22 protein-coding genes and 1 pseudogene are annotated in these 23,178 nt (G+C 41.8%); 12 read left to right on the top strand and 11 right to left on the bottom strand.

Annotated features, from left to right (window positions below; translation table 11 throughout):
* Positions 1–44: 44 nt before the first annotated feature.
* Positions 45–3,497, top strand: coding sequence for an SCO7613 C-terminal domain-containing membrane protein (locus J7E35_RS09325; RefSeq protein WP_214779115.1), 3,453 nt, complete (start codon positions 45–47; stop codon positions 3,495–3,497).
* Between the two features lie 195 nt (positions 3,498–3,692).
* Positions 3,693–4,241: an HD domain-containing protein gene (locus J7E35_RS09320; protein WP_214779113.1), complete on the top strand. Its 549-nt coding sequence runs from the start codon at positions 3,693–3,695 to the stop codon at positions 4,239–4,241.
* A 252-nt stretch (positions 4,242–4,493) separates the two neighbouring features.
* Here the strand turns inward: J7E35_RS09320 and J7E35_RS09315 are convergent, their stop codons facing one another.
* Positions 4,494–4,997 (bottom strand): YhcN/YlaJ family sporulation lipoprotein, encoded by a 504-nt coding sequence (locus J7E35_RS09315; protein ID WP_214779111.1) that lies wholly within the window; start codon positions 4,995–4,997, stop codon positions 4,494–4,496.
* 211 nt (positions 4,998–5,208) lie between these two features.
* Here J7E35_RS09315 and J7E35_RS09310 point away from each other — a divergent pair, with 211 nt between their 5' ends.
* Positions 5,209–5,937 (top strand): esterase/lipase family protein, encoded by a 729-nt coding sequence (locus J7E35_RS09310; protein WP_214779109.1) that lies wholly within the window; start codon positions 5,209–5,211, stop codon positions 5,935–5,937.
* 43 nt (positions 5,938–5,980) lie between these two features.
* Here the strand turns inward: J7E35_RS09310 and J7E35_RS09305 are convergent, their stop codons facing one another.
* Positions 5,981–7,066: an AI-2E family transporter gene (locus J7E35_RS09305; RefSeq protein WP_214779107.1), complete on the bottom strand. Its 1,086-nt coding sequence runs from the start codon at positions 7,064–7,066 to the stop codon at positions 5,981–5,983.
* A 212-nt stretch (positions 7,067–7,278) separates the two neighbouring features.
* Between J7E35_RS09305 and J7E35_RS09300 the strand changes: the two genes are divergently transcribed.
* Together J7E35_RS09300 and J7E35_RS09295 are read left to right on the top strand one after the other, a co-directional pair.
* Positions 7,279–7,425, top strand: coding sequence for a hypothetical protein (locus J7E35_RS09300; protein WP_214779105.1), 147 nt, complete (start codon positions 7,279–7,281; stop codon positions 7,423–7,425).
* A 183-nt stretch (positions 7,426–7,608) separates the two neighbouring features.
* Positions 7,609–8,031, top strand: a complete 423-nt coding sequence (locus J7E35_RS09295) for a hypothetical protein (RefSeq protein ID WP_214779103.1) — start codon at positions 7,609–7,611, stop codon at positions 8,029–8,031.
* Between the two features lie 28 nt (positions 8,032–8,059).
* On the opposite strand, the gene J7E35_RS23235 is transcribed toward J7E35_RS09295, so the two are convergent.
* The 5 genes from J7E35_RS23235 to J7E35_RS09275 all read right to left on the bottom strand — a co-directional run bounded on the left by J7E35_RS23235 (position 8,060) and on the right by J7E35_RS09275 (position 13,084).
* A complete protein-coding gene (locus tag J7E35_RS23235) occupies positions 8,060–8,896 on the bottom strand; it encodes a PhnE/PtxC family ABC transporter permease (protein WP_251009722.1) in 837 nt (278 codons plus the stop codon).
* Positions 8,893–9,693, bottom strand: a complete 801-nt coding sequence (locus J7E35_RS23230) for a PhnE/PtxC family ABC transporter permease (RefSeq protein ID WP_251040854.1) — start codon at positions 9,691–9,693, stop codon at positions 8,893–8,895. Before J7E35_RS23230 ends, J7E35_RS23235 begins: the two co-directional genes overlap by 4 nt.
* Before the next feature lies 1 nt (position 9,694).
* Positions 9,695–10,441 carry a phosphonate ABC transporter ATP-binding protein gene (locus J7E35_RS09285; protein WP_214779101.1) on the bottom strand — a complete coding sequence of 249 codons (747 nt, stop codon included), beginning with the start codon at positions 10,439–10,441 and terminating at the stop codon, positions 9,695–9,697.
* A 9-nt stretch (positions 10,442–10,450) separates the two neighbouring features.
* A complete protein-coding gene (locus J7E35_RS09280) occupies positions 10,451–11,323 on the bottom strand; it encodes a putative selenate ABC transporter substrate-binding protein (protein ID WP_214779099.1) in 873 nt (290 codons plus the stop codon).
* A gap of 207 nt (positions 11,324–11,530) precedes the next feature.
* Positions 11,531–13,084 (bottom strand): ABC-F family ATP-binding cassette domain-containing protein, encoded by a 1,554-nt coding sequence (locus tag J7E35_RS09275; protein WP_214779097.1) that lies wholly within the window; start codon positions 13,082–13,084, stop codon positions 11,531–11,533.
* Between the two features lie 301 nt (positions 13,085–13,385).
* Between J7E35_RS09275 and J7E35_RS09270 the strand changes: the two genes are divergently transcribed.
* Entirely contained in the window at positions 13,386–14,786 is a 1,401-nt protein-coding gene (locus J7E35_RS09270; RefSeq protein WP_214779096.1) for an LVIVD repeat-containing protein, read from the top strand.
* A gap of 215 nt (positions 14,787–15,001) precedes the next feature.
* On the top strand, positions 15,002–15,283 hold the full coding sequence (locus J7E35_RS09265; protein WP_192472366.1) for an AbrB/MazE/SpoVT family DNA-binding domain-containing protein: 282 nt from the start codon (positions 15,002–15,004) through the stop codon (positions 15,281–15,283).
* A 46-nt stretch (positions 15,284–15,329) separates the two neighbouring features.
* On the opposite strand, the gene arcA is transcribed toward J7E35_RS09265, so the two are convergent.
* Positions 15,330–16,562 carry an arginine deiminase gene (gene arcA / locus J7E35_RS09260; RefSeq protein WP_214779094.1) on the bottom strand — a complete coding sequence of 411 codons (1,233 nt, stop codon included), beginning with the start codon at positions 16,560–16,562 and terminating at the stop codon, positions 15,330–15,332.
* 481 nt (positions 16,563–17,043) lie between these two features.
* On the opposite strand from arcA, the gene J7E35_RS09255 reads away from it, so the two are divergent.
* Both J7E35_RS09255 and J7E35_RS09250 read left to right on the top strand, forming a co-directional pair.
* Positions 17,044–18,234 carry a glycine C-acetyltransferase gene (locus J7E35_RS09255; protein ID WP_214779092.1) on the top strand — a complete coding sequence of 397 codons (1,191 nt, stop codon included), beginning with the start codon at positions 17,044–17,046 and terminating at the stop codon, positions 18,232–18,234.
* A 66-nt stretch (positions 18,235–18,300) separates the two neighbouring features.
* Positions 18,301–19,245, top strand: a complete 945-nt coding sequence (locus tag J7E35_RS09250) for an L-threonine 3-dehydrogenase (RefSeq protein WP_214779090.1) — start codon at positions 18,301–18,303, stop codon at positions 19,243–19,245.
* A gap of 30 nt (positions 19,246–19,275) precedes the next feature.
* Here the strand turns inward: J7E35_RS09250 and selD are convergent, their stop codons facing one another.
* Positions 19,276–20,376 carry a selenide, water dikinase SelD gene (selD, locus tag J7E35_RS09245; RefSeq protein WP_214779088.1) on the bottom strand — a complete coding sequence of 367 codons (1,101 nt, stop codon included), beginning with the start codon at positions 20,374–20,376 and terminating at the stop codon, positions 19,276–19,278.
* A 141-nt stretch (positions 20,377–20,517) separates the two neighbouring features.
* On the opposite strand from selD, the pseudogene J7E35_RS09240 reads away from it, so the two are divergent.
* Positions 20,518–20,706 (top strand): annotated as a pseudogene (locus J7E35_RS09240) (Rdx family protein); the annotation flags it as partial.
* Positions 20,707–20,828: 122 nt separating this feature from the next.
* Positions 20,829–22,235 carry an L-seryl-tRNA(Sec) selenium transferase gene (gene selA, locus J7E35_RS09235; RefSeq protein WP_214779086.1) on the top strand — a complete coding sequence of 469 codons (1,407 nt, stop codon included), beginning with the start codon at positions 20,829–20,831 and terminating at the stop codon, positions 22,233–22,235.
* A 73-nt stretch (positions 22,236–22,308) separates the two neighbouring features.
* Here the strand turns inward: selA and J7E35_RS09230 are convergent, their stop codons facing one another.
* Positions 22,309–22,452, bottom strand: coding sequence for a small acid-soluble spore protein P (locus tag J7E35_RS09230; RefSeq protein ID WP_023614207.1), 144 nt, complete (start codon positions 22,450–22,452; stop codon positions 22,309–22,311).
* 113 nt (positions 22,453–22,565) lie between these two features.
* On the opposite strand from J7E35_RS09230, the gene J7E35_RS09225 reads away from it, so the two are divergent.
* A complete protein-coding gene (locus J7E35_RS09225) occupies positions 22,566–22,823 on the top strand; it encodes a hypothetical protein (protein ID WP_214779084.1) in 258 nt (85 codons plus the stop codon).
* A gap of 36 nt (positions 22,824–22,859) precedes the next feature.
* On the opposite strand, the gene sspO is transcribed toward J7E35_RS09225, so the two are convergent.
* Complete coding sequence (gene sspO / locus J7E35_RS09220; protein WP_214779083.1) at positions 22,860–23,009, bottom strand: small acid-soluble spore protein O; 150 nt, start codon at positions 23,007–23,009, stop codon at positions 22,860–22,862.
* Positions 23,010–23,178 lie beyond the last annotated feature (169 nt).

Raw genomic sequence — 23,178 nt, 5'->3', positions numbered from 1 at the left:
ACTAAACGAACCAAATTGGATTAATGAGGGATGGGGGGATAAAAATGGAACATGCTCCTAGAGAAGAAAGACGCAGGATTTTCCGTAACGAGCTCTATAATTTAAAAGAATTAGGCTATGTTTCAGCAGAGGAATATAAGAGTGTATCAGAAGCCCATAATGAATATTTCCTTAATTTACTGTCACAGGAACGGCAGGAGAAAGAGTTGGCCGCCAGGAACAAAAAGGAAGATTCTATAGCCTTTGAAGTCCAGCCTTCAGTAACGATGAAGGAAAAACCCAAATCACGCCCAGCAAAGGTCAGACCAAAGAAAACAGCAGAAGAGATTCGTGAACGGAATATTTCCTGGTCATTGAATATTGGGGTGATCATGCTATTGATTGGCGGTTTGTACGTAGCAACAAGCAACTGGGAAAGTATGACTCCGTGGATGAAGGCTGGGTTAATCGCACTTGTTTCGGTTTTATTTTACGGAATTGCCTATATGAGCTACAAGATCATAAAAATCGATAAGACCGCCTTTGCGTTCGTTGTCCTTGGCAGCCTTTTCCTGCCAATTTTCACCCTATCATTAGGCTGGTTTGAATTGCTAGGTTCTTATTTATCGTTCAATGGTGGAGGGCGGTTCATCTTAGGAACAATTAGCAGTTGTATTTTGATCCCGATTTATGCGTTTCTGGCCAGAAAGCTATCGTCAAGGTTATTTGTGTGGTTTACCTTAATTACGACATCCATTGCAGCAGCATACCTGTTGAGAACGATTGGATTGGAAACAGATGGATTTTACCTTGGCTTGATTTTATTCAATACACTTCTGATTGCAGCCTACCACCAGCTTAAAAAGAATGCTCAGCTGCCGTTGTTCACAAAGGAACTTGCCCTTTATTCACAGGCAAACCTAGTCCTGTCTACCTTATTAATGCTTTTCTTTTATGAAAATCATGTTTTCAATGGCTTCAATTTGATTTTGACTGCTGTTGTCTATCTGTCGATGATATTCGTTAATGGCCATAAAGAATATCATTTTGTCTTCAGTGCCATGTTCATTTATGGTGTATATCAAATTCTTGAAAATTGGCGATTTACAGAGATAAGCTTAATAGGTTATGCGCTTCTTGGTTTCGTGTTTCTGTTCATTCCAAGGTTCCTGGATAATACATACGCCTTGAAAAGAACTTTCCAAATGACTAGTGCAGTTGTATCAGGTTTTGCTTTTTTATTCATCACAGCTGAAGGGATGATGATTCATACAGAAAATCCATCCTATATTCTTATGTCAGCTTACCTGATCATTTCAGCGAACTTCATTTATCTTGCGAATACCAATGAAAATATCATTTTCAACTATTTAAGTCCGGTTTTTCTTGCAGCCGCTATGTTTGAAGCAGTCTTGCAGATTGGGAAATATATCGGTTTTGAAAACCTTGTTTTGCCAATTTATTTCATTGGTTTCATTCTCTTCATTCTTGCAGGCTGGCTGGTCAAGATGAATTATCTAAAAGCCATTAAAACCAGTTCGCGGGATGTCGGAATGATGATCATGCTTTTCATGATTCTTGTTACTTTTTCCATGTTCGACTGGTGGGAGCTGGCACTGATGTTCTCCCTGACCGGCTATGCTTTGTATGTCATGATGAAAATCGACAACAGACCGTTTTTGCCGCTATTTGCTCAATGGGCAGTGCCTATCGCACTTGGCTTGTCAGCCGCTTCAATCGGTGAGGAGATACGGATCCATTCCGGACTTTATAACGACTTGCTCGGAATCCCAGGAAATTTAGCGCTTGCGGGAATTCTTTTACTGGTTGTCAGTATTGGCCTTCGCAAAACAAAGGAAACCATGCTTGCGCGGAATGCTTTTTTCAGTGGCAATGGGTTCTATGCAGCAAGCCTCTTTTATACATTCGTATTTCCTATATCAAATATTTACGGAGAATCGCTAATTTGGTTTGGCGGAATCTTGATGTCTCTTTTGCTTTATAGAGTGACAAGAGAGTCAATGGCCGCATTTTTATCCGGTGTAGTCAGCCTTGTCTGGTACCTGATATCAATAGACTCAATTAATGAAGAGATCTTGAATTTTAGTTCGACAATAGAGTCTCTACTCTTCCCTGGAGGCGGCTGGTTATTGCTGGGGGCAGCTGCTTTACTTTTTCAAAAGCAGAGAGGGCTCGCAGTCGCTTATTCATGGATAGCCCATATCTACCTCGCTCCAATAATGGTCATTGAATTCATCCTTTATGGCGAGGAAGCGATTTTAAGCTATGTGATTGCCACTGGAGTCTATGCTGCGGGCATTTTCTTTGTAAAAAGGGAATGGAAAGTGAAAACGCTATTATACGCAGCATTCACAACGTTGTTCTTAGCGATCAAGACTGGTATCAGTTATTTTACCGAAACAGATTCTGGCCACTATGCCTTCCTGATGACAAGTATTGTGTTGACTGTATTCTGGGTATTGTCCTCCACAAATTACAAACAAAGAACTGTATTTTACCTAATTCCGATTTCGCTATTAGGAGTAGCAAGCTTCCTTACAGCATATCCATACAGCTGGCTGCTGTACGGATTAACAATTGGTTATGCAGCAGCGACATTAGTTTTGCTCCATAGAGTGAAATGGGATATAGCTGCATTGATCCCGTTATTGATGATTTTTTACGGCACAATCCAGATCATGTTCCTGGCACAGCTGCATGTTTATTGGGATATGGCTATTCTTTCAGGGTCTGGAATTTTGCTTATTTTTTCAGGGAGAAGGATTTATAAGAATCTCTGGGAAAAGGGAGCAGTTTTTGGACTGCAAAGCATGGACGCTTATTCCTTAGCCGGCTTCTTGTTCATTGTTTCCGTGGCATTAATGAATGGCGAAACCTTCTGGGCGCTCATTGTCCATGGACTCCTTATCTCTGCAGGGTTATGGCTGCAGAGGAGCAGGGTTCATGGCAGAGGAGTAAGTGTCATTCTCTGTATCGCTGGTGCGTATCTGCTGGTTCCTTATTATGCAGCCGTAGAGCAGCTTACAATCCCTGCCTTATTGGAAAGGGAGGTATACGTACTTCCGTTCGTGGCTCTTGCGATATTTTTACGGTCTATTTTTAAAGAGAGAAGCAATCAAATCACCAGCTATATCCAATGGGCAGTTTTGATTATGGTCTCGCTCTTGCTCATTCAGGATGGCCTCGACAGCAATACGGTTTATGATGCCTTGCTTCTTGGTTCGCTGTCGCTTATTTCAATGCTGGCAGGAATGTTGCTGAAGGTAAAAGCCTATTTCTTCGTTGGAGCAGGCGTCTTGCTCCTTAATGTGGTCATGCAAACAAGACCATTCTGGGGAAATCTTCCATGGTGGGGTTACTTATTGATTGCAGGATCAATCCTGATCAGTGTTGCCAGCTTCATTGAATGGAATAAACAACAAGGAGCAAAAGGGGAGCGAACCTTCCTTTTAAAGTTAAAAGAAAACTTACTGTTGAAATTGAAAAACTGGAACTGATAGAGGCTGGCAAAGGATAATCTTTTGCCAGCTTTGTCTTTTTGTGTCGCACTATTCGTAATTTTTGATGCTTTCTAAACGGGTTTTAAGTATTAAAGTATGGTTAAAGTAAGAAAGCAATAAAGTGCATTTCTGTATGATTTCTGTTAACATTCATAAAAATGAGGGTACCACATCAGCTAAGGAGGTTATGAAATGAGGGATGTAACTCTTTTGGACGTATTTGAACATCATATTGCCCAGAAATATCTGAAGCGTTCTGGCATGGCCCATGCTATTGCTGTTGCTTACCACGCATTCCATCTTGCCAGGGAGCATAATGTTGATGTTGATATTGCCGCAAAAGCCGGTTTCCTGCATGACATCGGGCATTTCACCTGGTACAGGAACGGCAAATGGGACTATGAGCTCTACCGTAAAAATGACATCCATCCAATTAAGGGAGCAGAGAGAGCGCATAAACTCTTGATCCGTTTGGGTGAAAACCCCGTGCAGGCGAAAGCCACTTCACTTGCAATCCTTTTCCACACAGACTCCTTTTTGCCTTCAAATGATATTGTCCGTACTCCGCTTCAGCAGGTAGTGAAATGGGCAGATGAGAAAGACGAAGAAGAAGGCGGAAACCATCATTACAGGAAAATAGAACATGAACGAGCAAAACAAAGCATTATCAGGCTCGATAAAATGATTGATGAAGTGCTTATGAATGGTGAGAGCGGGGGAGGAACACAATTGCCTTCTTAAATACAAAAGGCTCTTTTCCCAAACTTTGTTGCTTTTGACTGCAAAATAGGATTGAATGACCTATGTTTCTTCAAAATTAAAGCTAATATCAGAAAAGAGCTTGCATACTTAATACCGAACTACAAAATGGCTTTTTATCACGTTAAAATCGGCTTTAGGATTTTAACAACAATCTTTACGAAAACAGTCATACAAAAAGAGCATCGGTTTTATTACCCGATGCTCTTTTTCAATCTCATGACCAGGCTAGGCTTAGCGAGTGCCCGGGAAAGATCTTTCTATTGTAGCATTGAAGTCTTCAGTAAGCCCGACGGCCGGTCTTCCGGTCTGAAGTTGTTCCCTATAGTCTGTCATACTGACAACAAAGTCTGCATTGGATGATACATATACATGAGTAATTGACTCATCGGCGATTTTAACCTGTTGAGAAATTTTATTCTCTAAATCTGCCGGAATACCCTTTGTATCACCGTTTTCGAGAACTACGGCCACATAAGCTTTTCGCTGCCCGGTGATGACAGTTGCGCTTTGAACTTCATTGAGCATTTCTACTTGCTCCTCCGCATCTTCCTCCACATGCAACCTGTATGTTTGATTATATGAATTGGAGGTGTACTCCTGGTTGATCTTCTGGATTTGTGCACCGCCATTATTTATCTGATAAGTTTCTGCTCCCTCATCCGTATATGTATTGCACCCAGTGAACAAAAGGACGGTCATAATCAGAATAAGCAACTGTACGCTAATTCGTTTCATTGGCAAATCCTCCTCATTTTTGAATCGCAAATAGAATGTCCAAACCGAAGGGATTTTATTCAGAATTTCCCAACTTGCTAAGGCGGGTAAAGAGTATTATTTGATGGCCGAGTGTGTTGGGATACATGGGAATGCGAATAAAAACAAGATGGAGGAATTTTACGAAAGCGCTGCCATAAGATTTATAGAATAAAATCTTAGGAGGTTATCAATGAAAAAGACCAGGAGTTTAGTGAGTATCGCTGTGACAATTGTTTTCATTCTTTCTATCTTTTCAACAGCCGAAGCGGCTAAAAAAGTGCCTGTTGCTTCTGAGAAGGACCCAGTCGTTTTTGTCCACGGTTTTACGGGTTCGTCCTCCAGTTTTGACAACATGAAAGAATGGCTTATCAGCCAGGGATGGCCATCCAATTACCTTTATGCTATTCAATATTCAGATACTACAGGAAGCAGTGTTGACAATGCGTACGAATTGCAAACATTCGTGAAAAACGTCTTGCGCCAGACGAAAGCATCAAAAGTAGATATAGTCGCACACAGTATGGGCGGGCTAAGTACTCGATACTATGTAAAATATCTGGAAGGTGCTCAAAATGTCGATGATATAGTCACTTTAGGTTCGCCTCACCATGGAACGAATTCTTCGTATTTTGGGTTGTGGACGGAAGGAGCACGAGAAATGGTTCCTGGAAGTGCATTCCTTAACGAATTAAACAGTGTTGACGAAACTCCTAATGGGAGTGACACTTCAGCTGTCATTCAATATACATCTATATACAGCAGTGCTGATACAGTCATTAACCCTTATACGAGTTCAATCATTGAGGGTGCAGAAAATATCGAAATTAGTGGTGTAAGTCATAGCGGCTTGTTGACTGATTCAACAGTAAGGCCTCTGATCCTGGATGGCTTGGAGGATGGGGGACAGAATACAAACTAAGCAGTAAAAAGGCCAGCTGCGCGGCTGGCCTTTTGTGCTGCGTTTATGAATCCGGGTTGATAAGGTTCTTCTTTTCCCTAAGTTTGTAAAATTTCCAGACATCCTTTGTGACGATTTTTACAACTGAATAAAGTGGTATGGCAACTAGAATTCCTATGAAACCATACAAGGATCCTGCCGCGATTAACAGAAGGATGACGGTAATCGGATGGATGCTGAGCTTTTTCCCCATTACCTGAGGAGTGACCAGATTCCCTTCAAGCTGCTGCACGACTACCAGGACAGCCAATACCTTCAACATCATCATTGGACTGCTTGTGAGAGCTACAAACAACGCTGGAATGACACCAATAATCGGTCCCAGGAAGGGAACGACTGTCAAAAACATCGTAAAAATAGCTAAAATAAGAGCGTAGTCAAGCCCGATAATCTTGTAACCAATATACATAAGCGTACCATCCACAAGTGCAATGATGAATTGTCCCGTTACATAAGTGAACAGTGTTTTATCTATATCTTTCAAGATTCTATTGCCTTCCTGCTCATGTTCATCAGGAATCAGCTTCATAATATAAGGCCTTAATTTTTCATCATCTTTCAGAAAGAAAAATGCAAGAAACGGGACTACAACCAGTACAGTCGCGATACTCGTAATCACGGAAAATACTGTCATAATATTTTCCCCGAGGTTTTTTGAAACCCTGCTTAGATAGTTTAGTGCCCTTTGCTTGATTTCCTCTGCATTAATAAAACCAAGCTGATTATCATTGATGACATTTCTCGATTCTTCCGCGATTTCCTCTACCTTCTGAGGGAAATTTTCACTAAAGTCACTGATCTGTCCTCCTAATAGGGATCCCGCAAAATAAATAAATCCTGTGAACAACCCTGCTACTAAGGCGAATACAATCAATATACTCGCAATCTTTGGCATGAATCGGTCAAGCCATTGAACTGGCTTCCGCAATATATAATATATGAGGCCAGAAATCAGAACAGGAAAGAAAATGGCAACAATAAAGTTTTGCAGAGGCCAAACGAAGTAGTCTATCTTCCCAAAGAGTAAAATGATAAGCAGCAGCATGATCGTACCTGTTGCGTATTTAAAAAAAGGTCGTTGAATCCACATATGGTTACCCCCTGATTACTTGTGTCTCTTTTTAATACATACCTTATTGGATTGGCCGCTAAACAAACTGGTTGTCATATAGTGGACAGTACCTTCATATAATTATAAAAATTGGTAGTTTGATATAAGTTTTAAAGGGTAAATATTCTGGTCAACAGAAATAGAATCGCAGCATTAGCCACTGGTCATCTTCTGTGTAAAGGAGTCTCTGTATGGTTGCAGTCGAAGAACATCTGTTATTTATAAAGGAACTTGGCCGTTTATTTGATGAGTACGCACAATGCGAGAATAAGGAACTGAAAAATGAGATTTATAAAGATATTCAGCTTTTAGGTGAAGCAATCAATATCAGCAACTAGGTTCAAAATAGATTCCGGCAAGCCCTTGAACAGCGGCTTGCCGTTTTTATTTGGGGAGCATAAATCCCAGATAGTATTCAGAGGTTGGTTAACAAAAAGGTCTTAATTGCAGTTATATTTAGGAAAGCCAGCCATCTTTCTTTCATATATATGAAACAAGCATATGAAAGGGGAGGGTTATATATGAGAATTGACCTTTCGAAAGAACAATATTTAACACTCGTGAAATTAATGCAGCTTGGAAATTGGCCGCTTGGGTTGACTGAAGCAAATAAGGAACTGGTGAGTAAAGCGGAGGATCTTGAACAATACATTTTTTCGCTCGCAAGCGACTTTGAAGCTGGTGATGGCATTTACTATGACAAGGAAGAAGAGTATTATTACCTTTCCGAGGACCTTAAAAATACGGTTGAAGCGATTATAGACGAATACGAGGAAGACGTATTTTGGGACCAGCTAACCCATAAGCTCGCAACGATTGATTTGAAGCGCGAAGTCAGCATCAATGCTTCTATAGAACAAAAAATCAATCGACTTTTCCAGCTGAAAGCGCGTTATGAAAAATACTTCCTCGAAAATGGACTGGACAAGATTGATATATTGTAAAGGAAAATCCGGCCGCATCCAGGCCGGATTATTTTATGAAAATTCTCGCTTTTTCTGAAATGTAGTCAGCGGCAAATACCAGGGCAAGATAGAAAAATAACAAGAGAGCTATATCTGTGTAATGGAAAAAACTCATGCTCAGCTTGAATTGCTGACCAAGCCCCCCTGCGCCAACAAAACCAACGACAATCGTCGTCCGCATGATGACCTCCCATCGGTAAAGGATGTATGTCAAGAATCGAGGAAGAGCAGCTGGCAGCACTCCATACAGCAAGAGCTGAAAACGGCCTGCTCCGGATGAAGAAAGATTGCGAATCGGTCTTGAGTCTAAATCTTCGATCACCTCTGCAAAAAGCTTTCCGAGAATCCCGTAATTATGAAGAGCAAGCGCGATTGCTCCAGGCAAAATTCCTGGTTTGAAGATAAAGATAATGATCATCGCCCAAACAAGCTCTGGAACGGCCCGGGAAAATATATAACCGGCGCGGATCGTACCAAATGAAATCCATCCATGCCATTTTTTTACCAGAGTAAGAGATCCGTCAGCAACATTCCGTGCTGCCGGAACAACCGTTATAAGTGCGGCAATTGTCGCGAAGCCAGTTGCCATCACACTCATGACCAAAGTTTCGATTGTAAGTTCGAGTGCGTTTTTCCAGTTTTCAGCATTTAGAAAAGCAGGGCTTTCTTCTCCGAAACCCAATAGGCCTTTAAAGAACTTGCCTGCATAAAAAAGGTTCTGTTCTGAAAACAGTAAAGACAAGCTTGCCTTTTCCAAGGTAAATATCGATAACCAGGATCCCCCCGCAAGGAGGAGCAAAGCATAAATAGAGAATGTCACAAAGCTTATTCTCCGTTTCTTCATTGGACCAGCCTCTTTCTCAATTGATTGCTCCACAGGTCGATCACGATAACAAGGATGATTAAAAAGAAGACGAAAGTCCAGACCTCATTATAATGCAGGTCATCAAGGCTCAACTGTATTTGATACCCCAGGCCGCCGATTCCGACAAAGCTCATAATAGCAGATGAACGAACCGCGCACTCAAATCGGTACATCGCATAACTGGTAATGCTCGCCCTGACCATAGGCAAGTAACCATACCATAAAGCCTGCAGTTTAGAGGCGCCTGCTGCTTCCAAAGCTTTAATAGGTTCTCTGGGTACGTCCTCCAGCATATCGGCAAAAATTCGGCCAAGGATGCCGCCATAGGGTATAGCCAGGGCAAAAATAGCGGCAAAAGGAGAGAGACCGATCGAGGCGACGAACAACCAGGCCCAAACGAGTTCATGAATGGCCCTCATGAAGCCGAGCTGCCCTCTAAAAAAAGGCCGGATATACCTTTTGATTTTTCCATCAGAAACCACAATCCCTGCAGCAAAAATGCCATGGAAAAAGGCAATGATAATCGCCAGACTCATACCTGCGGCTGCATAAGAAAGAGTAGTCCAGCTTGATTCCAACGCCAATAGGAGGATGTCACCCGATAAATCAGGTGTGAAAAAGGCTCCCGCAATTTGTTTGGCTGTTATGAATCCTCCGCTATGAATCAAGCTGCTATTCCATTCAACAGAGAAAAGGCTCAACATGAATGCTAAACTTAGAATCAGTGTTAGAATCTTGCGTTTATGGAGCTCAAAACTCAACCATCTTTTATCCATATCAAGACAGCTCCTTTAGTCTGTAAAGGCTCTTGATATGCTCATCAGTTACAGAGGAAGCGGGGAGGTCAAAGAAAAGTTCACCATCTTTAAGTGCTACCAATCTATCGAAGTATTTTCTTGCGTAATCAACAGAATGGAGGCTGGCGATAAGTGTTTGGTTCTCTTCTAAAGCGATTTTAACCAATAGCTCCAGCACGTCTTCCGCACGAGCTGGATCAAGTGAGGCAACCGGCTCATCGGCCAGGACGATCTCAGGACTCTGGACAAGGAGCCTGGCAAGCGCTACCCGTTGTTGTTCTCCCCCTGAGAGGGATGAAGTTTTTTCATATAATTTATCTGTTAATCCCACCCGGCTCAAAGCCTGGATAGCATACTCCTTATCCTGAGGGATCAGCATGGAAAGAAGCGATTTAAAAATCCCCCATTCAGACAGCCTCCCAGCAAGGACGTTATGAATGACCGGAAGCTCACCGACAAGGTCAAACTGCTGACGAATGATGCCGATTTTCTTTGCTCTCTTTTTCTGATCCATAAGTTCGGATAAAGGGCGGCCTTCTACCAGGATTTGACCTTGATCTGGTGATAGAATCGCTGCCAGCATGTTCAGCAAAGTAGTTTTACCTGCTCCGCTTGGTCCTATAAGCCCAACCAATTCTCCCTTTTTTAGAGTAAAAGAAAGGGAAGATAAGGCTATCTTCCGCTCATAGATTTTCGATATTTGATGAAGACTTATTATTTCTTGCATGTATTCCACCTACTTGATGATCTTGAGTTGCTTTGCGACCTTTTCTATCGCTTCGTAATTTTCATTCTTTGTCTCTATGAATTTATCTGTCTGCAATAATTCCATGATTTCATTATCTTCTGAAGTCATGGAAAGTATAGCCTCTTTGAGTTTAGCTTTGGTATCTGCATCCATCTTATTTAATGTCCAGTTGTAGTCATAGTACTCAGGAGTTGTATAAAATACTTTTACCTTTGATTCATCTACTTTACCTTCTTTTACAGCTGCTTCCCATACAGAAATATTTAATGCGCCTGTCTGGAACGCACCTGATTCCACAAGCTTATATGTTTTATCATGTGAACCGGAGTAGTTAGGCTTTCCATCAAGATCCTGATCCGGGTCTATTCCAGATTCCGTCATAAAGTAGCGCGGCATTAAATGACCGGAAGTCGAGCTTTCACTGCCAAAAGTAAATGACTTTCCTTTTAAATCTTCCAGGTTATCAATCTTAACATCACTTTGGGCAATAAATACGGATTTAAACTTTTCATCGATTGGTCTCTGTGCAAATGCCTCAGCTTCCGGTACTAAGTTTCTTGCTTGTACACCAGTAAGACCGCCAAACCAGGCAAGTTGGATTTCGCCGCGTTCAAAGGCAGTGACAAGCGCCGAATAATCGACAGAAGGGACATACTCAACATTTAATCCTGTCTTCTCTTCTAAGTCCTCCGCAAAATCCTCCATGCTCCTGTTCAAGTCTGCTGCATTCTGGTCAGGAATCGCACCGATTTTGATAATTTCAGTTTTTGCGTCTTTTTGTCCTTCATCTGTACCATTGGCAGAACAAGCCGCAAGGGTAAAGACCATCAATAAGCTTAATAATGTGATCAATTTTTTCATTTGTTATCACCTTTATAAATAAATTTTATGATCCCTATAAAATTTATCAATAACATGTAGATAACTCAATACTTTTTGAAGAAATTTATTATGAATATTATGGAAGGGAAGGATTATATAGCTGTTAGATCATTTTATAAACCAGCATTCCTGCGTTCAATAAAAATAATGAACCTGACGGAAATTGCCGTCAGGTTCTTAAGGGTTCTATTTCGAGTTTTCAGCCCATTCTTCAACATTCCAGACTTTTGTTACCCAATCTTCGTAGAAATCTGGTTCGTGGCTGACGAGGACTATCGTTCCTTTATAAGCCTTCAATGCTCGTTTTAATTCTGCTTTCGCTGTGATGTCAAGGTGGTTGGTAGGCTCGTCAAACAACAGCCAATTGCTCTCGTGCATAAGCAATTTTGTCAGGCGGACTTTCGCCTGTTCACCGCCGCTAAGCTGGTTCAACGGACGGGATATATGTTCATTCTTCAGGCCGCCGCGTGCCAATGCCGCGCGGACTTGATGCTGATCCATGCCCGGGAATTCGCTCCAGACATCTTCAATCGGAGTGATGCTTCCTGCTTTCACTTCCTGTTCAAAGTAGGAAGGGAAGAGGAAGTCACCGCGTTCGATCTTGCCGCTCAACGCAGGGATTTTCCCGAGCATCGTTTTTAACAAGGTTGATTTACCGACACCATTCATCCCGACAATCGCAATCTTCTCACCGCGCTCGATCGTAACCGACATTTTAGGGAGAAGTGGGTGAGTATATCCAATTTCAAAGTCTGTGCCTTCAAATACATAACGGCTGCTAGCTCGCGATTCTTTGAACTCAAAAGTAGGTTTGACCGCTGTTTCTGGTCTGTCTATCCGTTCCATACGGTCAAGCTGTTTCTGTCGGCTCTTTGCACGGCCCGTTGTCGAATAGCGCGCCTTATTTTTGGATATGAAATCTTCTTGCTTCTTTATGAATTCCTGTTGCTTTTCATATGCGTTAATATGCTGATTCTTGTTAACCTCGGCCAATTCCAGGAATTTTTCATAGGTAGCAGTATAGCGCGTCAGCTTTGAAAATTCCAGCTGGAAAATAACATTTGAAACAGGGTTCATGAATTCAGTGTCATGTGAAATCAGGATAAATGCATAAGGGTAATCCTTCAAGTATCTTGTAAGCCACTGGATATGCTCGACATCAAGGTAGTTGGTGGGCTCATCAAGCAGGAGAACCTTTGGTTTTTCAAGCAAAAGCTTTGCAAGCAGGACTTTTGTGCGCTGACCGCCGCTCAAAGCAGAAACATCGCGGTCTATACCGATTGCGTCCAAACCAAGACCCCGCGCAGCTTCTTCGACCTCCATATCAAGCGAATAGAAGCCTCCTGCATCTAAAGCATCCTGGATTTCGGCCATTTGTTCAAGCAGCTTTTCGAGCTCCTCGGGTGTTGCATCCGCCATTTTTGCTGTCACTTCATTCAGTTCTTCTTCTTTCTTAAAAAGAGGAAGAAACGCATCCCGCAATACATCACGAATTGTTTTTCCTGGTGTCAAAACTGTATGCTGGTCAAGATATCCATACTCAACACCTGGTGTCCATTCAACTTTACCGGAATCGTGTATTAACTGCCCGGTAATGATATTCATCAAGGTCGACTTCCCTACACCGTTCGCTCCTACGAGACCAACGTGGTCTTCTGCCAGCAAACGAAACGAAACATCCTTAAAAAGGGTGCGATCCCCAAATGTGTGGCTTAAATTTTCTACATTTAATAAACTCATGATAAAATCCTCGCTTTAATCTATTTTAAGAGAACAAATATTTTACAATCACATTTATTAATCATACTAAAATCTCTGGTTTTCGACCAGCGTTTTCTAGGTTGGAAGAAATGGAAACTGAACCTCGCAGCTTTATGGAATTTTACCTAATTCGGTTTTCGAAACAACTACCATAGACTTAGAAGAAAATTACTTAATTAGGATAAAATAACTGAATTTACATAATATACAGTTTATTAATTGAAGCCGAGTTTACACCTCTGCTATATTGTTATTCAATACATAGAAGGAGGTTTATACAATGAAAAAACGGTTGTTATCTAGTCTGATTCTAGCTGGTGCCTTGACGGTCTCTTCAGTCCCATTCAATGTCCTTGCCCACGACGAACTTGGTGATGTCAATATTGAAAAAGGAGAGAGGGCTGGATATAGCAACGTTTCTGTCCCGGTAATGGAGGGCAGCAAAAACCTTCAATTTTTACATGAAGCAGCCGATCCTGAAATGGAGACGGTAAGAGCTGACGGAAAGCAGAACAGCTTTGCAGATGTCTATGCACATAAAGGATATGCCTATCTTGGAACACACACAAAAAATGGCGGAAATGGCGGGGTAAGGGTATTTGATATGAAGGATCCGTCAAATCCTGAAGAGGTTGCTGTTTTTGCCAATAATGATATCCCTGGAACCTGGCAGGAAAAAGTAATCGTAAAAAGCGTCAACACTCCATCGTTTAAAGGTGATCTTGCCGTAGTGAGTGTCCAGCAGCTTAGCCGTAATAACCCTGACTCAAAAGGCGGATTCTTGCTTTATGACGTTACAAACCCTACAGAACCAAAGAAGCTAGGATTCTATGAAGTTACGAAAAAGACAAATGGAACACATGAATTATACTTAACGATGCAGGGGAACCGCGCAATCGTACTTGCTGCCAATCCTTATGCAGACTATTATAGCCATGGGGAGGAGAAGGACTTCCAGGTCGTGGATGTCAGCGACCCTGCCAACCCTCAAAAACTATGGGAATTCGATCCAAGAATGCTTGAAGAAATTCCGGACGATTTTAACGGTTACCATTGGAAATCTCCTGACGGAAAAACCCGTTCAGTATTCAACCACAGCACGATGATAGATGAAACCGGAAAGTATGCCTATGTCTCCATGTGGGATTTGGGAACAGTCATTTTTGACATCAGCAATCCTGAAAACCCTCAATACCTGGGACGTACAGATTTCAGTTCCGACCAGCAGGGGTCCGCACACTCGGCAACCCTGGCTAAAGGAGGCAACGTACTGATTGAGACCAGGGAAGTCTATAATCCTACGAAATCAGGCTATGAACAATCCTATGGTTACACAAGGATTTTCGATATAAAGGATAAAATGAATCCTAAATTGTTAAGTGAGTTCAAAACTGATTTAGTTGATAAGGTTGAGGATGGTGTTACGTTCGCAAACACGGTCCACGATCCTAAAGTCCATGGAAACACATTGTACTTGTCCCATTATGCAGGAGGAGTATATGCGGTGGATATAACAGATCCTGCAAATCCTGTTCAGGTTGGACAGTATGTTCCAGAACAAAGTGATGTATGGGGAGTGTTTGTTGACAGGAATTACATTCTTGCCTCTGATATTGGATCAGGATTGAAAGTATTGCTTAAGAACAACAGTTCTTCCGCTGCAACACACGGTATGGAATAGTGCGGGGAGAGCACGCAACCATTGCGTGCTCTTTTTTTTTCAATTCATATAGATTGATTAATCATATTTCCTGGAGTAAACGCTGGTTGCAGAACCAAAACTGACACATTTTAAATGTAAAATAATGCCTTGTTTTGCTATAATTGTATTGGGCTAGAATTTATTCAAAGAACTGACATCCACATCCCATACTTTTTAGAAGGGAAGGATGCTTTATGAAGGCTACAGGAATTGTGAGGAAAACAGATCAGCTGGGCAGAGTGGTCATTCCGATGGAGCTTAGGAAAAAACTGAGCATCGGTGAAAGTGATCCGCTCGAAATATTTGTTGATGAGGATATGATTATCCTGAAGAAATATCAGCCAGATTTGACTTGCCTCATAACCGGTACAATCAGCAATGATAATATGTCACTGGCAGATGGAAGGATCGTCTTAAGCAAAGAAGGAGCTGAGCAGTTAATCAAAGAGCTGCAAAGCTACCTGGCAACCAACTAGAATATACATGTAAAGCAGTCCTGCTTTTCCAGGACTGCTTTTTGATTTACAAGTCTTTTCGGTAGATAGGCATGCTCATGCAGCGCGGGCCGCCGCGTCCTCTTGATAGCTCCGAGCTTGGAATCTCAATTACTTCCACGCCATTTTTGCGCAACAAGTCATTCGAGACGTAGTTTCTGTCATATGTGACGACTACACCTGGGGCAATAGCCAGAGTATTTGAGCCGTCGTTCCATTGCTCGCGGGCCGCTGCGATTTCATGTCCCCCTCCGCATGGGATTAATACGAGCTCCTGCAGGCTCAGCACTTCCTTCAGTGTTTCAGTTAAATTGGAGCGCTCCGAAATGTTCAGCTTGTCAGGATCCATTCCTTTTTCGAGAATATAGATTTTCATATTTCCATTAGGTCCTTCAATAGCATGATGGATCGTGAACTTCTCGTGGTCCACCATGGTAAAAACAGTATCTAGGTGCATATAGGCTCTTAATTTAGGGATCTCAACAGCAACTACTTTTTTAATAGTGTTGTTTCTTGAAAAGATTCGTTTCGCCAATTTTTCAATTGCCTGCGCGGACGTTCTTGCACTAACCCCAATCGCAATTACCTCAGGACTGAGTACCAGCTCATCTCCGCCTTCTAATGGATAATATTCATCACGATCATACCAGTGCGGAATATCATGATTGGTGAACCGTGGATGGTGTTTAATGATAAAGTCCATGAACAACGATTCTCTTTTTCTTGCACCTTCACACATTCTGTTAAGAGAGATGCCATTTCCAATTACAGCTGCCGGGTCCCTAGTAAAATAAAGGTTTGGCATTGGATCAAGAAAGAATGGGTAGTAATCATCGAGCAGCTCATGTAAATGTAATTTTTTTTCTTGCTCGATTTCTGATTTAAGAACTCCAGACATGACTTTTCGAATCATTTCATCAGTTGAAAGAGAATGAAGATACTCTTCAACCGTTTGCCTTGAGCCATTCAAGTTGCTTTTGCTTTCGTTCAATACTTGATCGATGAACTGTTGATGGATTTCTTCAGTATTCAGTGCTTCTTCCATTAGTTTTTCCAGGTAAAGAACCTCAACCCCGCGGTTTCTTAATACATCAGCGAAATAATCATGTTCTCTCTGGACGGCGGGTAAATAAGGGATATCGTCAAAAAGAAGTCTCTCTAAGTACTTAGGTGTAAGATTTTCGACTTCCTTTCCTGGCCGGTGAAGGACCACGGATTTTAACTCGCCAATTTCAGATGTTACATTCAAAGGGTATTTCATATATGCAGCCTCCATATTCAGTATCTATTTCTCTATGAAATAAGGAGGAAGTGATTATTATGTAGAACTCAAATTTCACTGCCCCCGCCAGACTGCTTGCCTGCAGAATGGCTCCCTTTTCTATACCCTTAAATAAACTTTCAAACCTAATTTAAGAATTCCCCTGACTAAAGTTTTGCCTAAAGTCCAGAAAACCCCTTTTAAAAGCCAATGTTAAGGTTAATTAAAAACCTTGTCTTCATTGTAAGGGCAGTTCACAAAATATCATGCATTGTGACGAAAAATAGGGGAAAATAAACAGGTAAAAAAAGAAAGCGTTTTCTGTCCTTCATAGATGTACAAATAAAATAAATATGATAAAGTATATTTTGTGAACATACATGAATTATGGAAAAAGAGGCTAATTCATTGTCCTCTCCAGAAATACAGATGTATCCAATATAATGACATGCCAAATGTGACGGCAGAAAGGGGATTTACGATGTCTAGTAAAACATTGGATCAGTTTTTAAATGAGAACCTGAAGGATTTAAAAGGGAAGGGTTTATATAATGTTATCGACCCGCTTGAAAGCCCTAATGGACCAGTCATAACCATTAATGGGAAAGAAATGATCAACCTTTCCTCTAATAATTACCTTGGCCTTGCGACAGATGAGAGATTGAAAAAGACTGCTGATGAAGCCATTGCTAAATTTGGAGTGGGGGCAGGTGCAGTACGGACAATCAACGGTACACTCAAGCTGCATATAGAACTTGAGGAAATACTGGCGAAATTCAAAAAGACAGAAGCTGCGATTGCATACCAATCAGGATTCATGTGCAATATGGCTGCCATTTCAGCAGTAATGGATAAAAATGATGCCATCCTTTCTGATGAATTGAACCATGCATCAATCATTGATGGGTGCCGTTTATCCAGAGCTAAGATCATCCGCTTCAATCACTCAGACATGGAAGACCTTCGTGCAAAAGCGAAGGAAGCGAAGGAGTCAGGCCAATACAATAAAATCATGGTTATCACTGACGGCGTGTTCTCTATGGACGGTGACATCGCAAAACTTCCGGAAATTGTTGAAATCGCAGAAGAATTCGACCTTATTACATATGTGGATGATGCACACGGTTCAGGTGTATTGGGTGAAGGTGCTGGAACTGTTAAGCATTTCGGCCTTTCAGATAAAGTCGATTTCCAGATCGGGACTTTATCGAAGGCTATTGGTGTAGTCGGAGGCTATGTAGCTGGTAAACAAAATTTAATTGACTGGCTGAAAGTAAGAAGCCGTCCATTCCTTTTCTCGACTTCGCTCACTCCGGCCGATGTTGCAGCCAGCATTAAAGCCATTGAAATCCTGATGGACAGTACAGAATTGAACGAGCGTCTATGGGACAATGCAAACTATCTGAAGGATGGACTGCAAAAGCTTGGTTTCGACATTGGCCATTCTGAAACGCCAATCACCCCATGTATCATAGGGGATGAAGTCAAGACACAAGAGTTCAGCAAAAGGCTGTACGAAGAGGGAGTGTACGCTAAGTCAATCGTATTTCCTACCGTACCCCGCGGAACTGGCCGTGTAAGGAATATGCCTTCGGCGGCACATACGAAGGAAATGCTAGACAATGCCATTTCAATTTATGAAAAAGTAGGCAAGGAATTAGAAATTATTTAATTGAATAGGCCGGTTTGATTAACAAGCCGGCTTTATTTTTGGGGGATAACGGGAGGAATACATAGAATGAAAAAAATCTTGATCACTGGCGCGCTTGGCCAAATTGGCTCTGAATTGACAGTTAAACTACGTGACATTTACGGGCAGGATAATGTAATCGCGACGGACATCAGGAAAACCGATTCAGCTGCTGCAGCGAGCGGTCCATTCGAGATCCTTGATGTCATGGATGCAAATAAAATGGCCGACCTGGCCAAGAAATATGAAGTCGATACCATCATGCATATGGCAGCATTGCTATCTGCGACGGCTGAAACAAAGCCGGTATTTGCCTGGAACCTTAACATGGGCGGATTGATGAACGCTCTTGAAACGGCAAGAGAGCTAAATTTGCAGTTTTTCACGCCAAGCTCCATTGGGGCATTCGGGCCGAATACGCCTAAAGACAAAACACCTCAGGACACAACTCAGCGTCCAACCACAATGTATGGTGTCAACAAGGTTGCCGGAGAACTGCTGGCGGATTACTATTTCCACCGTTTCGGAGTAGACACAAGGGGTGTCAGGTTCCCTGGGTTGATATCCTATGTAACCCCTCCAGGCGGAGGTACAACTGATTATGCCGTTGAAATTTACTATGAAGCAATCAAAAATGGGAAATACAGCTCATATATAGATAAAGGTACTTATATGGACATGATGTATATGCCTGATGCGCTTGGAGCGATCATCGATCTGATGGAAGCTGATCCTTCAAAGCTGATTCACAGAAATGCTTTCAACGTGACGGCAATGACCTTTGATCCAGAGGAACTGACAGCGGAAATTAAGAAGCATATTCCTGGATTTGAAATATCCTATAATGTCGACCCTGTACGCCAGGCAATCGCGGACAGCTGGCCAAACTCCATTGATGCATCAGCTGCAGCTGAAGAGTGGGGTTTCAAAGCGAAATATGATCTTTCAAGTATGACTGCTGACATGCTGGAAAAATTAAAAGCAAAGCTATAGATAAAAGGAAAAGGTGAAATCTCATTGATTTCACCTTTTCACATAGATTAGTTTATCCTGCTTTTCTATGACTTTCCCGACTATAGCTGCATGAACAAGCCCTTTATTCTTCAAGGCTTCCACGTACTTACCAGCTTCGTTTTCAGGAAGCGCAACAAGTAGTCCTCCAGAAGTTATTGCATCACAGAGTACTAATTGCTCTTCTGTAGAAATATCTTCATACTCCACATCGCCATCCAGCCATTTATGGTTGGATTTTGAGCCTCCAGGCACGACTCCTCTTGCAGCCAACTCATATGTACCATCTAATACAGGTACATCCGATAAAGAAATCTCAAAGCTGACATTGCTGCCACGTGCAATCTCGCTACCATGCCCAAGCAGGCCGAACCCTGTGACGTCGGTTACGGCGTGGGGGGTAAAGTCTTTCAGCGCAGCTGCAGCAGACTTGTTCAGTAAAGCCATAGTTTCGGTCACTTCCCGCTCTTGTTCAGCAGTTACTGCGTTGCGCTTGATTCCTGTCGTCAGGATTCCAACACCGATTGGTTTTGAAAGAACAAGCACATCACCTGGTTTTGCACCGATATTTTTCCAGATGGCACCAGGGTGGGCAAGCCCAGTTACAGATAAGCCGAATTTAGGTTCCTGGTCATCAATTGAATGACCGCCAACCGTCACTGCTCCAGCTTCCTTCACTTTGTCACTGGCACCTCTTAATATTTCAGCGAGCATATCCGGACCAAGCTTTTTGATAGGATATCCCACCATATTAAGGACTGTTTTAGGTTCGCCGCCCATTGCGTAGACATCGCTTAGTGCATTGGCGGCAGCAATCTGTCCAAACATATATGGATCATCCACTACAGGGGTGAAGTAATCTATTGTTTGAATCAGGGCGATATCTTCTGTAAGTTTATATACACCTGCATCATCGGAAGTCTCATGTCCGACAAGCAATTCAGGAACATAATCCTGTTCTGGCAATAGACGCAAAACTTGCGTCAAGTCCTCGGGACTGATTTTGCATCCTCAGCCAGCCTTTGTTGATAGTGAAGTCAAACGGATTTTCTCGTGTTCACTCAACCTGATCACCTCCACAAAAAGTATACTCTTTCTTGTTTTTAAAATCATCCTTAAGCTATTATTATTTGCACTGACATTGACTTTACACTAAAATGACAATAAATATAATATATAGTTATACAGGGGGATTCAATAATGGAGAATTTTCAGGTAACCATCCAATTTTGCATGCAATGAAACTACGCACCAAAAGCCGCGAGTTTCGCGGAAGAGTTATTCACTCATTTTCGAAGCCGAATTGAAAAGATGGAGTTGATTCCGGCTTCAAAGGGAGCTTTTGAAGTTACTATAAATGGCCAGACAATTTATTCAAAACTTGATACAGGTGTTTTTCCTGATTCAGACGAAATCATCAAAAAAATGGAAGCAATGAATTAATGCCCTGGCTTTTTTAGCCGGGCTTTTTTCATACCATTCAAGTTCACCGTTTTGAAAAAACTTTTATATGGGCAATAATGATATAATTAATGAATGCACAACCGTGGTGGGGGAGATAGATTTTGAAACAATTATTAAGGCAGCTTCCTGCTGTCCATGAATTACAGAAGGATTCCAGGTTTCTTGATTTAATCAAGAAGCATGATGCAGACGGAGAACGTTTCACAGACATCATCAAAGATGTTTTAAATAAAATCAGGAAAGAAATTGTCAGCGATAAATGGAGTGGTCCAGAGCCTGGCACCAATCTGTTTATTGACGAGCTTTTTAATTTGATCGATTCATCAGCAACAGAAAGATTTGACTATACACTTAAAAGGGTCATTAACGCAACAGGGACCATTTTACATACGAATCTTGGAAGGGCACGGTTGAGTGAGAGTGCAGTGAAGCATGTGGTAGAAACCGCGAGGAATTATTCCAACCTTGAGTATAAGCTTAAGGAAGGTGAGCGTGGATCCAGGCACAGCCATGTTGAAAACCTTGTTAAACAAGTCACCGGCGCTGAAGCAGCGATGGTCGTCAATAATAACGCAGCAGCTGTTTATTTAATCATGAGTGCACTCGCCAAAAACAAAGATGTCATTGTTTCACGTGGGCAGCTTGTTGAAATCGGGGGCTCATTCCGGATCTCTTCTATTATGGAAGAAAGCGGAGCTCATTTAGTGGAAGTTGGGACAACCAACAAAACACATTTATATGACTATGAGCATGCGATTACAGACAATACTGCGATGATCCTGAAGGTTCATACGAGCAATTTCAAAATATATGGATTTTCAAAAACAGTTGAAACAAATGAATTGGCCCAACTATCTGGTAAGCACAATCAGGTTATTTTTTACGAAGATCTTGGAAGCGGTGTTCTTTATGATTTCACTCGCCATGGGATTGGGGAAGAACCCGTTGTCGGTGAAGTGCTTAAAATGGGGGCCGACATTGTATCCTTCAGCGGAGATAAACTGCTCGGAGGACCACAGGCTGGTATTATCGCCGGGAAAAAAGAACTGATTGATAAGTTAAAGAAACACCAGCTGGCGAGAGTAGTTCGAGTCGATAAAATGACACTAGCGGCACTAGAGGGTACTTTAATGGATTATCTAAGGGGAGAGCAGGGGTTATTCAATATTCCGACACTAAGAGACTTACTTGCTCCCGCAGATGAACTTAAAGGAAGATCGGAGCGCTTTGCCCAGGAAATTAATTCTTTTGTGGGTGAGCTAAAAGCTGTTGTGACTGAAGGAACTAGCCAGGTCGGAGGCGGGACAATGCCTGATGTCCAGCTGCCCACGTATCTAGTCTCGGTCAGCCATCCGGAGGTCAGCGCTGAACATATTGCCAGAAAGCTAAGGACGGAATATTCACCGGCAATCGTTGTACGGATACAAAAAGAAGAGGTTAATGTCGATCTTCGGACGGTTACAGTTAAAGAAGAAAGATTTCTTTTGGATGCGTTTAAACTAATTTAGAAAGTAAGGCCTGCCATTTTTACTGGCAGACCTTACTTTCTTTTGGTTTGTTCGGCAGAAGCGGCTTAAGCATTTACATGTCGTGATGTGAGTTATGTTTTTGACGAGTATGGTTTCGGTTTTTAACCTTTTTTGATCCGCTTAATGGAGCAGGCTGGCTGTCTTGATCACCCTTAGGAGCATTTTTGCGCATATCCTTGGAATCATTTTTGTTCATTGCTCATCCCTCCTGACTTTAGGATTGGATTTTCAAGCGAATTTATACTGAATAAATTACTTGTAAATGAGCAATTTAACGGTATAGATTTATTACATCAGGAGGAATCACACATGCCTTATAATAAAGATAAACAGCAAGCCTTTCAGGCAGCACAGCAAGGCTTCGAAGACGCACAAGGGCTGTACTCGGAAATTGTCCGGGACAGCGCAAGCTATGGTCACCAGCTAAAGCATCTTAAAAATGAAGTGAATGAAGCATTCCAGCAAATCGAAAATGCTCTTGAAAACGCATCTGAACATCAACGTGCGCAGCTTGAAAGGTTCCAGCAGGACTTGCAAAGCATTGTAAAAGAAGTAAACATGGAGTAATAGTAAAAGCGGAAGAGGCCTTCCGCTTTTGTGATTTTATTGATTCTTTTTTCGTTTCTTATTATTTTGTTTTTCCAGTTCAGATAATGGTTCGTTAGCCATTTCTTCGTTGAACCCTGCACCGTTGCCTTGAGCTTTTGCAGCATTAGCACCTGGAAAAACATGATTTGCTTTTCTTTTCACCATAAAATTCACCTCCATCTGACATATTTTTTCCCATTCAGCCTTGCACAATCCGACCTTTTCATTTTTGTAAAATAGTTTTCGATTCAAGCGGAGTAAAATAGACCAGGAATTCTTCTTTGATAAAATCCCATTAAGATTATTTTAATCATGTATATGATTTTTATAATAA

Source organism: Bacillus sp. ISL-45 (assembly GCF_018613195.1).
GTDB lineage: Bacteria > Bacillota > Bacilli > Bacillales > Cytobacillaceae > Mesobacillus.
Note: the sequence above shows the minus strand (reverse complement) of the source record. Positions and strands in the feature narration are given on the sequence as shown.

Bases quoted from the DNA above. Each gene is read 5' to 3' on its own strand.
- J7E35_RS09325 (WP_214779115.1), top strand. From the start codon at position 45: ATGGAACATGCTCCTAGAGAAGAAAGACGCAGGATTTTCCGTAACGAG.
- J7E35_RS09320 (WP_214779113.1), top strand. From the start codon at position 3,693: ATGAGGGATGTAACTCTTTTGGACGTATTTGAACATCATATTGCCCAG.
- J7E35_RS09315 (WP_214779111.1), bottom strand. From the start codon at position 4,997: ATGAAACGAATTAGCGTACAGTTGCTTATTCTGATTATGACCGTCCTT.
- J7E35_RS09310 (WP_214779109.1), top strand. From the start codon at position 5,209: ATGAAAAAGACCAGGAGTTTAGTGAGTATCGCTGTGACAATTGTTTTC.
- J7E35_RS09305 (WP_214779107.1), bottom strand. From the start codon at position 7,066: ATGTGGATTCAACGACCTTTTTTTAAATACGCAACAGGTACGATCATG.
- J7E35_RS09300 (WP_214779105.1), top strand. From the start codon at position 7,279: ATGGTTGCAGTCGAAGAACATCTGTTATTTATAAAGGAACTTGGCCGT.
- J7E35_RS09295 (WP_214779103.1), top strand. From the start codon at position 7,609: ATGAGAATTGACCTTTCGAAAGAACAATATTTAACACTCGTGAAATTA.
- J7E35_RS23235 (WP_251009722.1), bottom strand. From the start codon at position 8,896: ATGAAGAAACGGAGAATAAGCTTTGTGACATTCTCTATTTATGCTTTG.
- J7E35_RS23230 (WP_251040854.1), bottom strand. From the start codon at position 9,693: ATGGATAAAAGATGGTTGAGTTTTGAGCTCCATAAACGCAAGATTCTA.
- J7E35_RS09285 (WP_214779101.1), bottom strand. From the start codon at position 10,441: ATGCAAGAAATAATAAGTCTTCATCAAATATCGAAAATCTATGAGCGG.
- J7E35_RS09280 (WP_214779099.1), bottom strand. From the start codon at position 11,323: ATGAAAAAATTGATCACATTATTAAGCTTATTGATGGTCTTTACCCTT.
- J7E35_RS09275 (WP_214779097.1), bottom strand. From the start codon at position 13,084: ATGAGTTTATTAAATGTAGAAAATTTAAGCCACACATTTGGGGATCGC.
- J7E35_RS09270 (WP_214779096.1), top strand. From the start codon at position 13,386: ATGAAAAAACGGTTGTTATCTAGTCTGATTCTAGCTGGTGCCTTGACG.
- J7E35_RS09265 (WP_192472366.1), top strand. From the start codon at position 15,002: ATGAAGGCTACAGGAATTGTGAGGAAAACAGATCAGCTGGGCAGAGTG.
- arcA (WP_214779094.1), bottom strand. From the start codon at position 16,562: ATGAAATACCCTTTGAATGTAACATCTGAAATTGGCGAGTTAAAATCC.
- J7E35_RS09255 (WP_214779092.1), top strand. From the start codon at position 17,044: ATGTCTAGTAAAACATTGGATCAGTTTTTAAATGAGAACCTGAAGGAT.
- J7E35_RS09250 (WP_214779090.1), top strand. From the start codon at position 18,301: ATGAAAAAAATCTTGATCACTGGCGCGCTTGGCCAAATTGGCTCTGAA.
- J7E35_RS09230 (WP_023614207.1), bottom strand. From the start codon at position 22,452: ATGAACAAAAATGATTCCAAGGATATGCGCAAAAATGCTCCTAAGGGT.
- J7E35_RS09225 (WP_214779084.1), top strand. From the start codon at position 22,566: ATGCCTTATAATAAAGATAAACAGCAAGCCTTTCAGGCAGCACAGCAA.
- sspO (WP_214779083.1), bottom strand. From the start codon at position 23,009: ATGGTGAAAAGAAAAGCAAATCATGTTTTTCCAGGTGCTAATGCTGCA.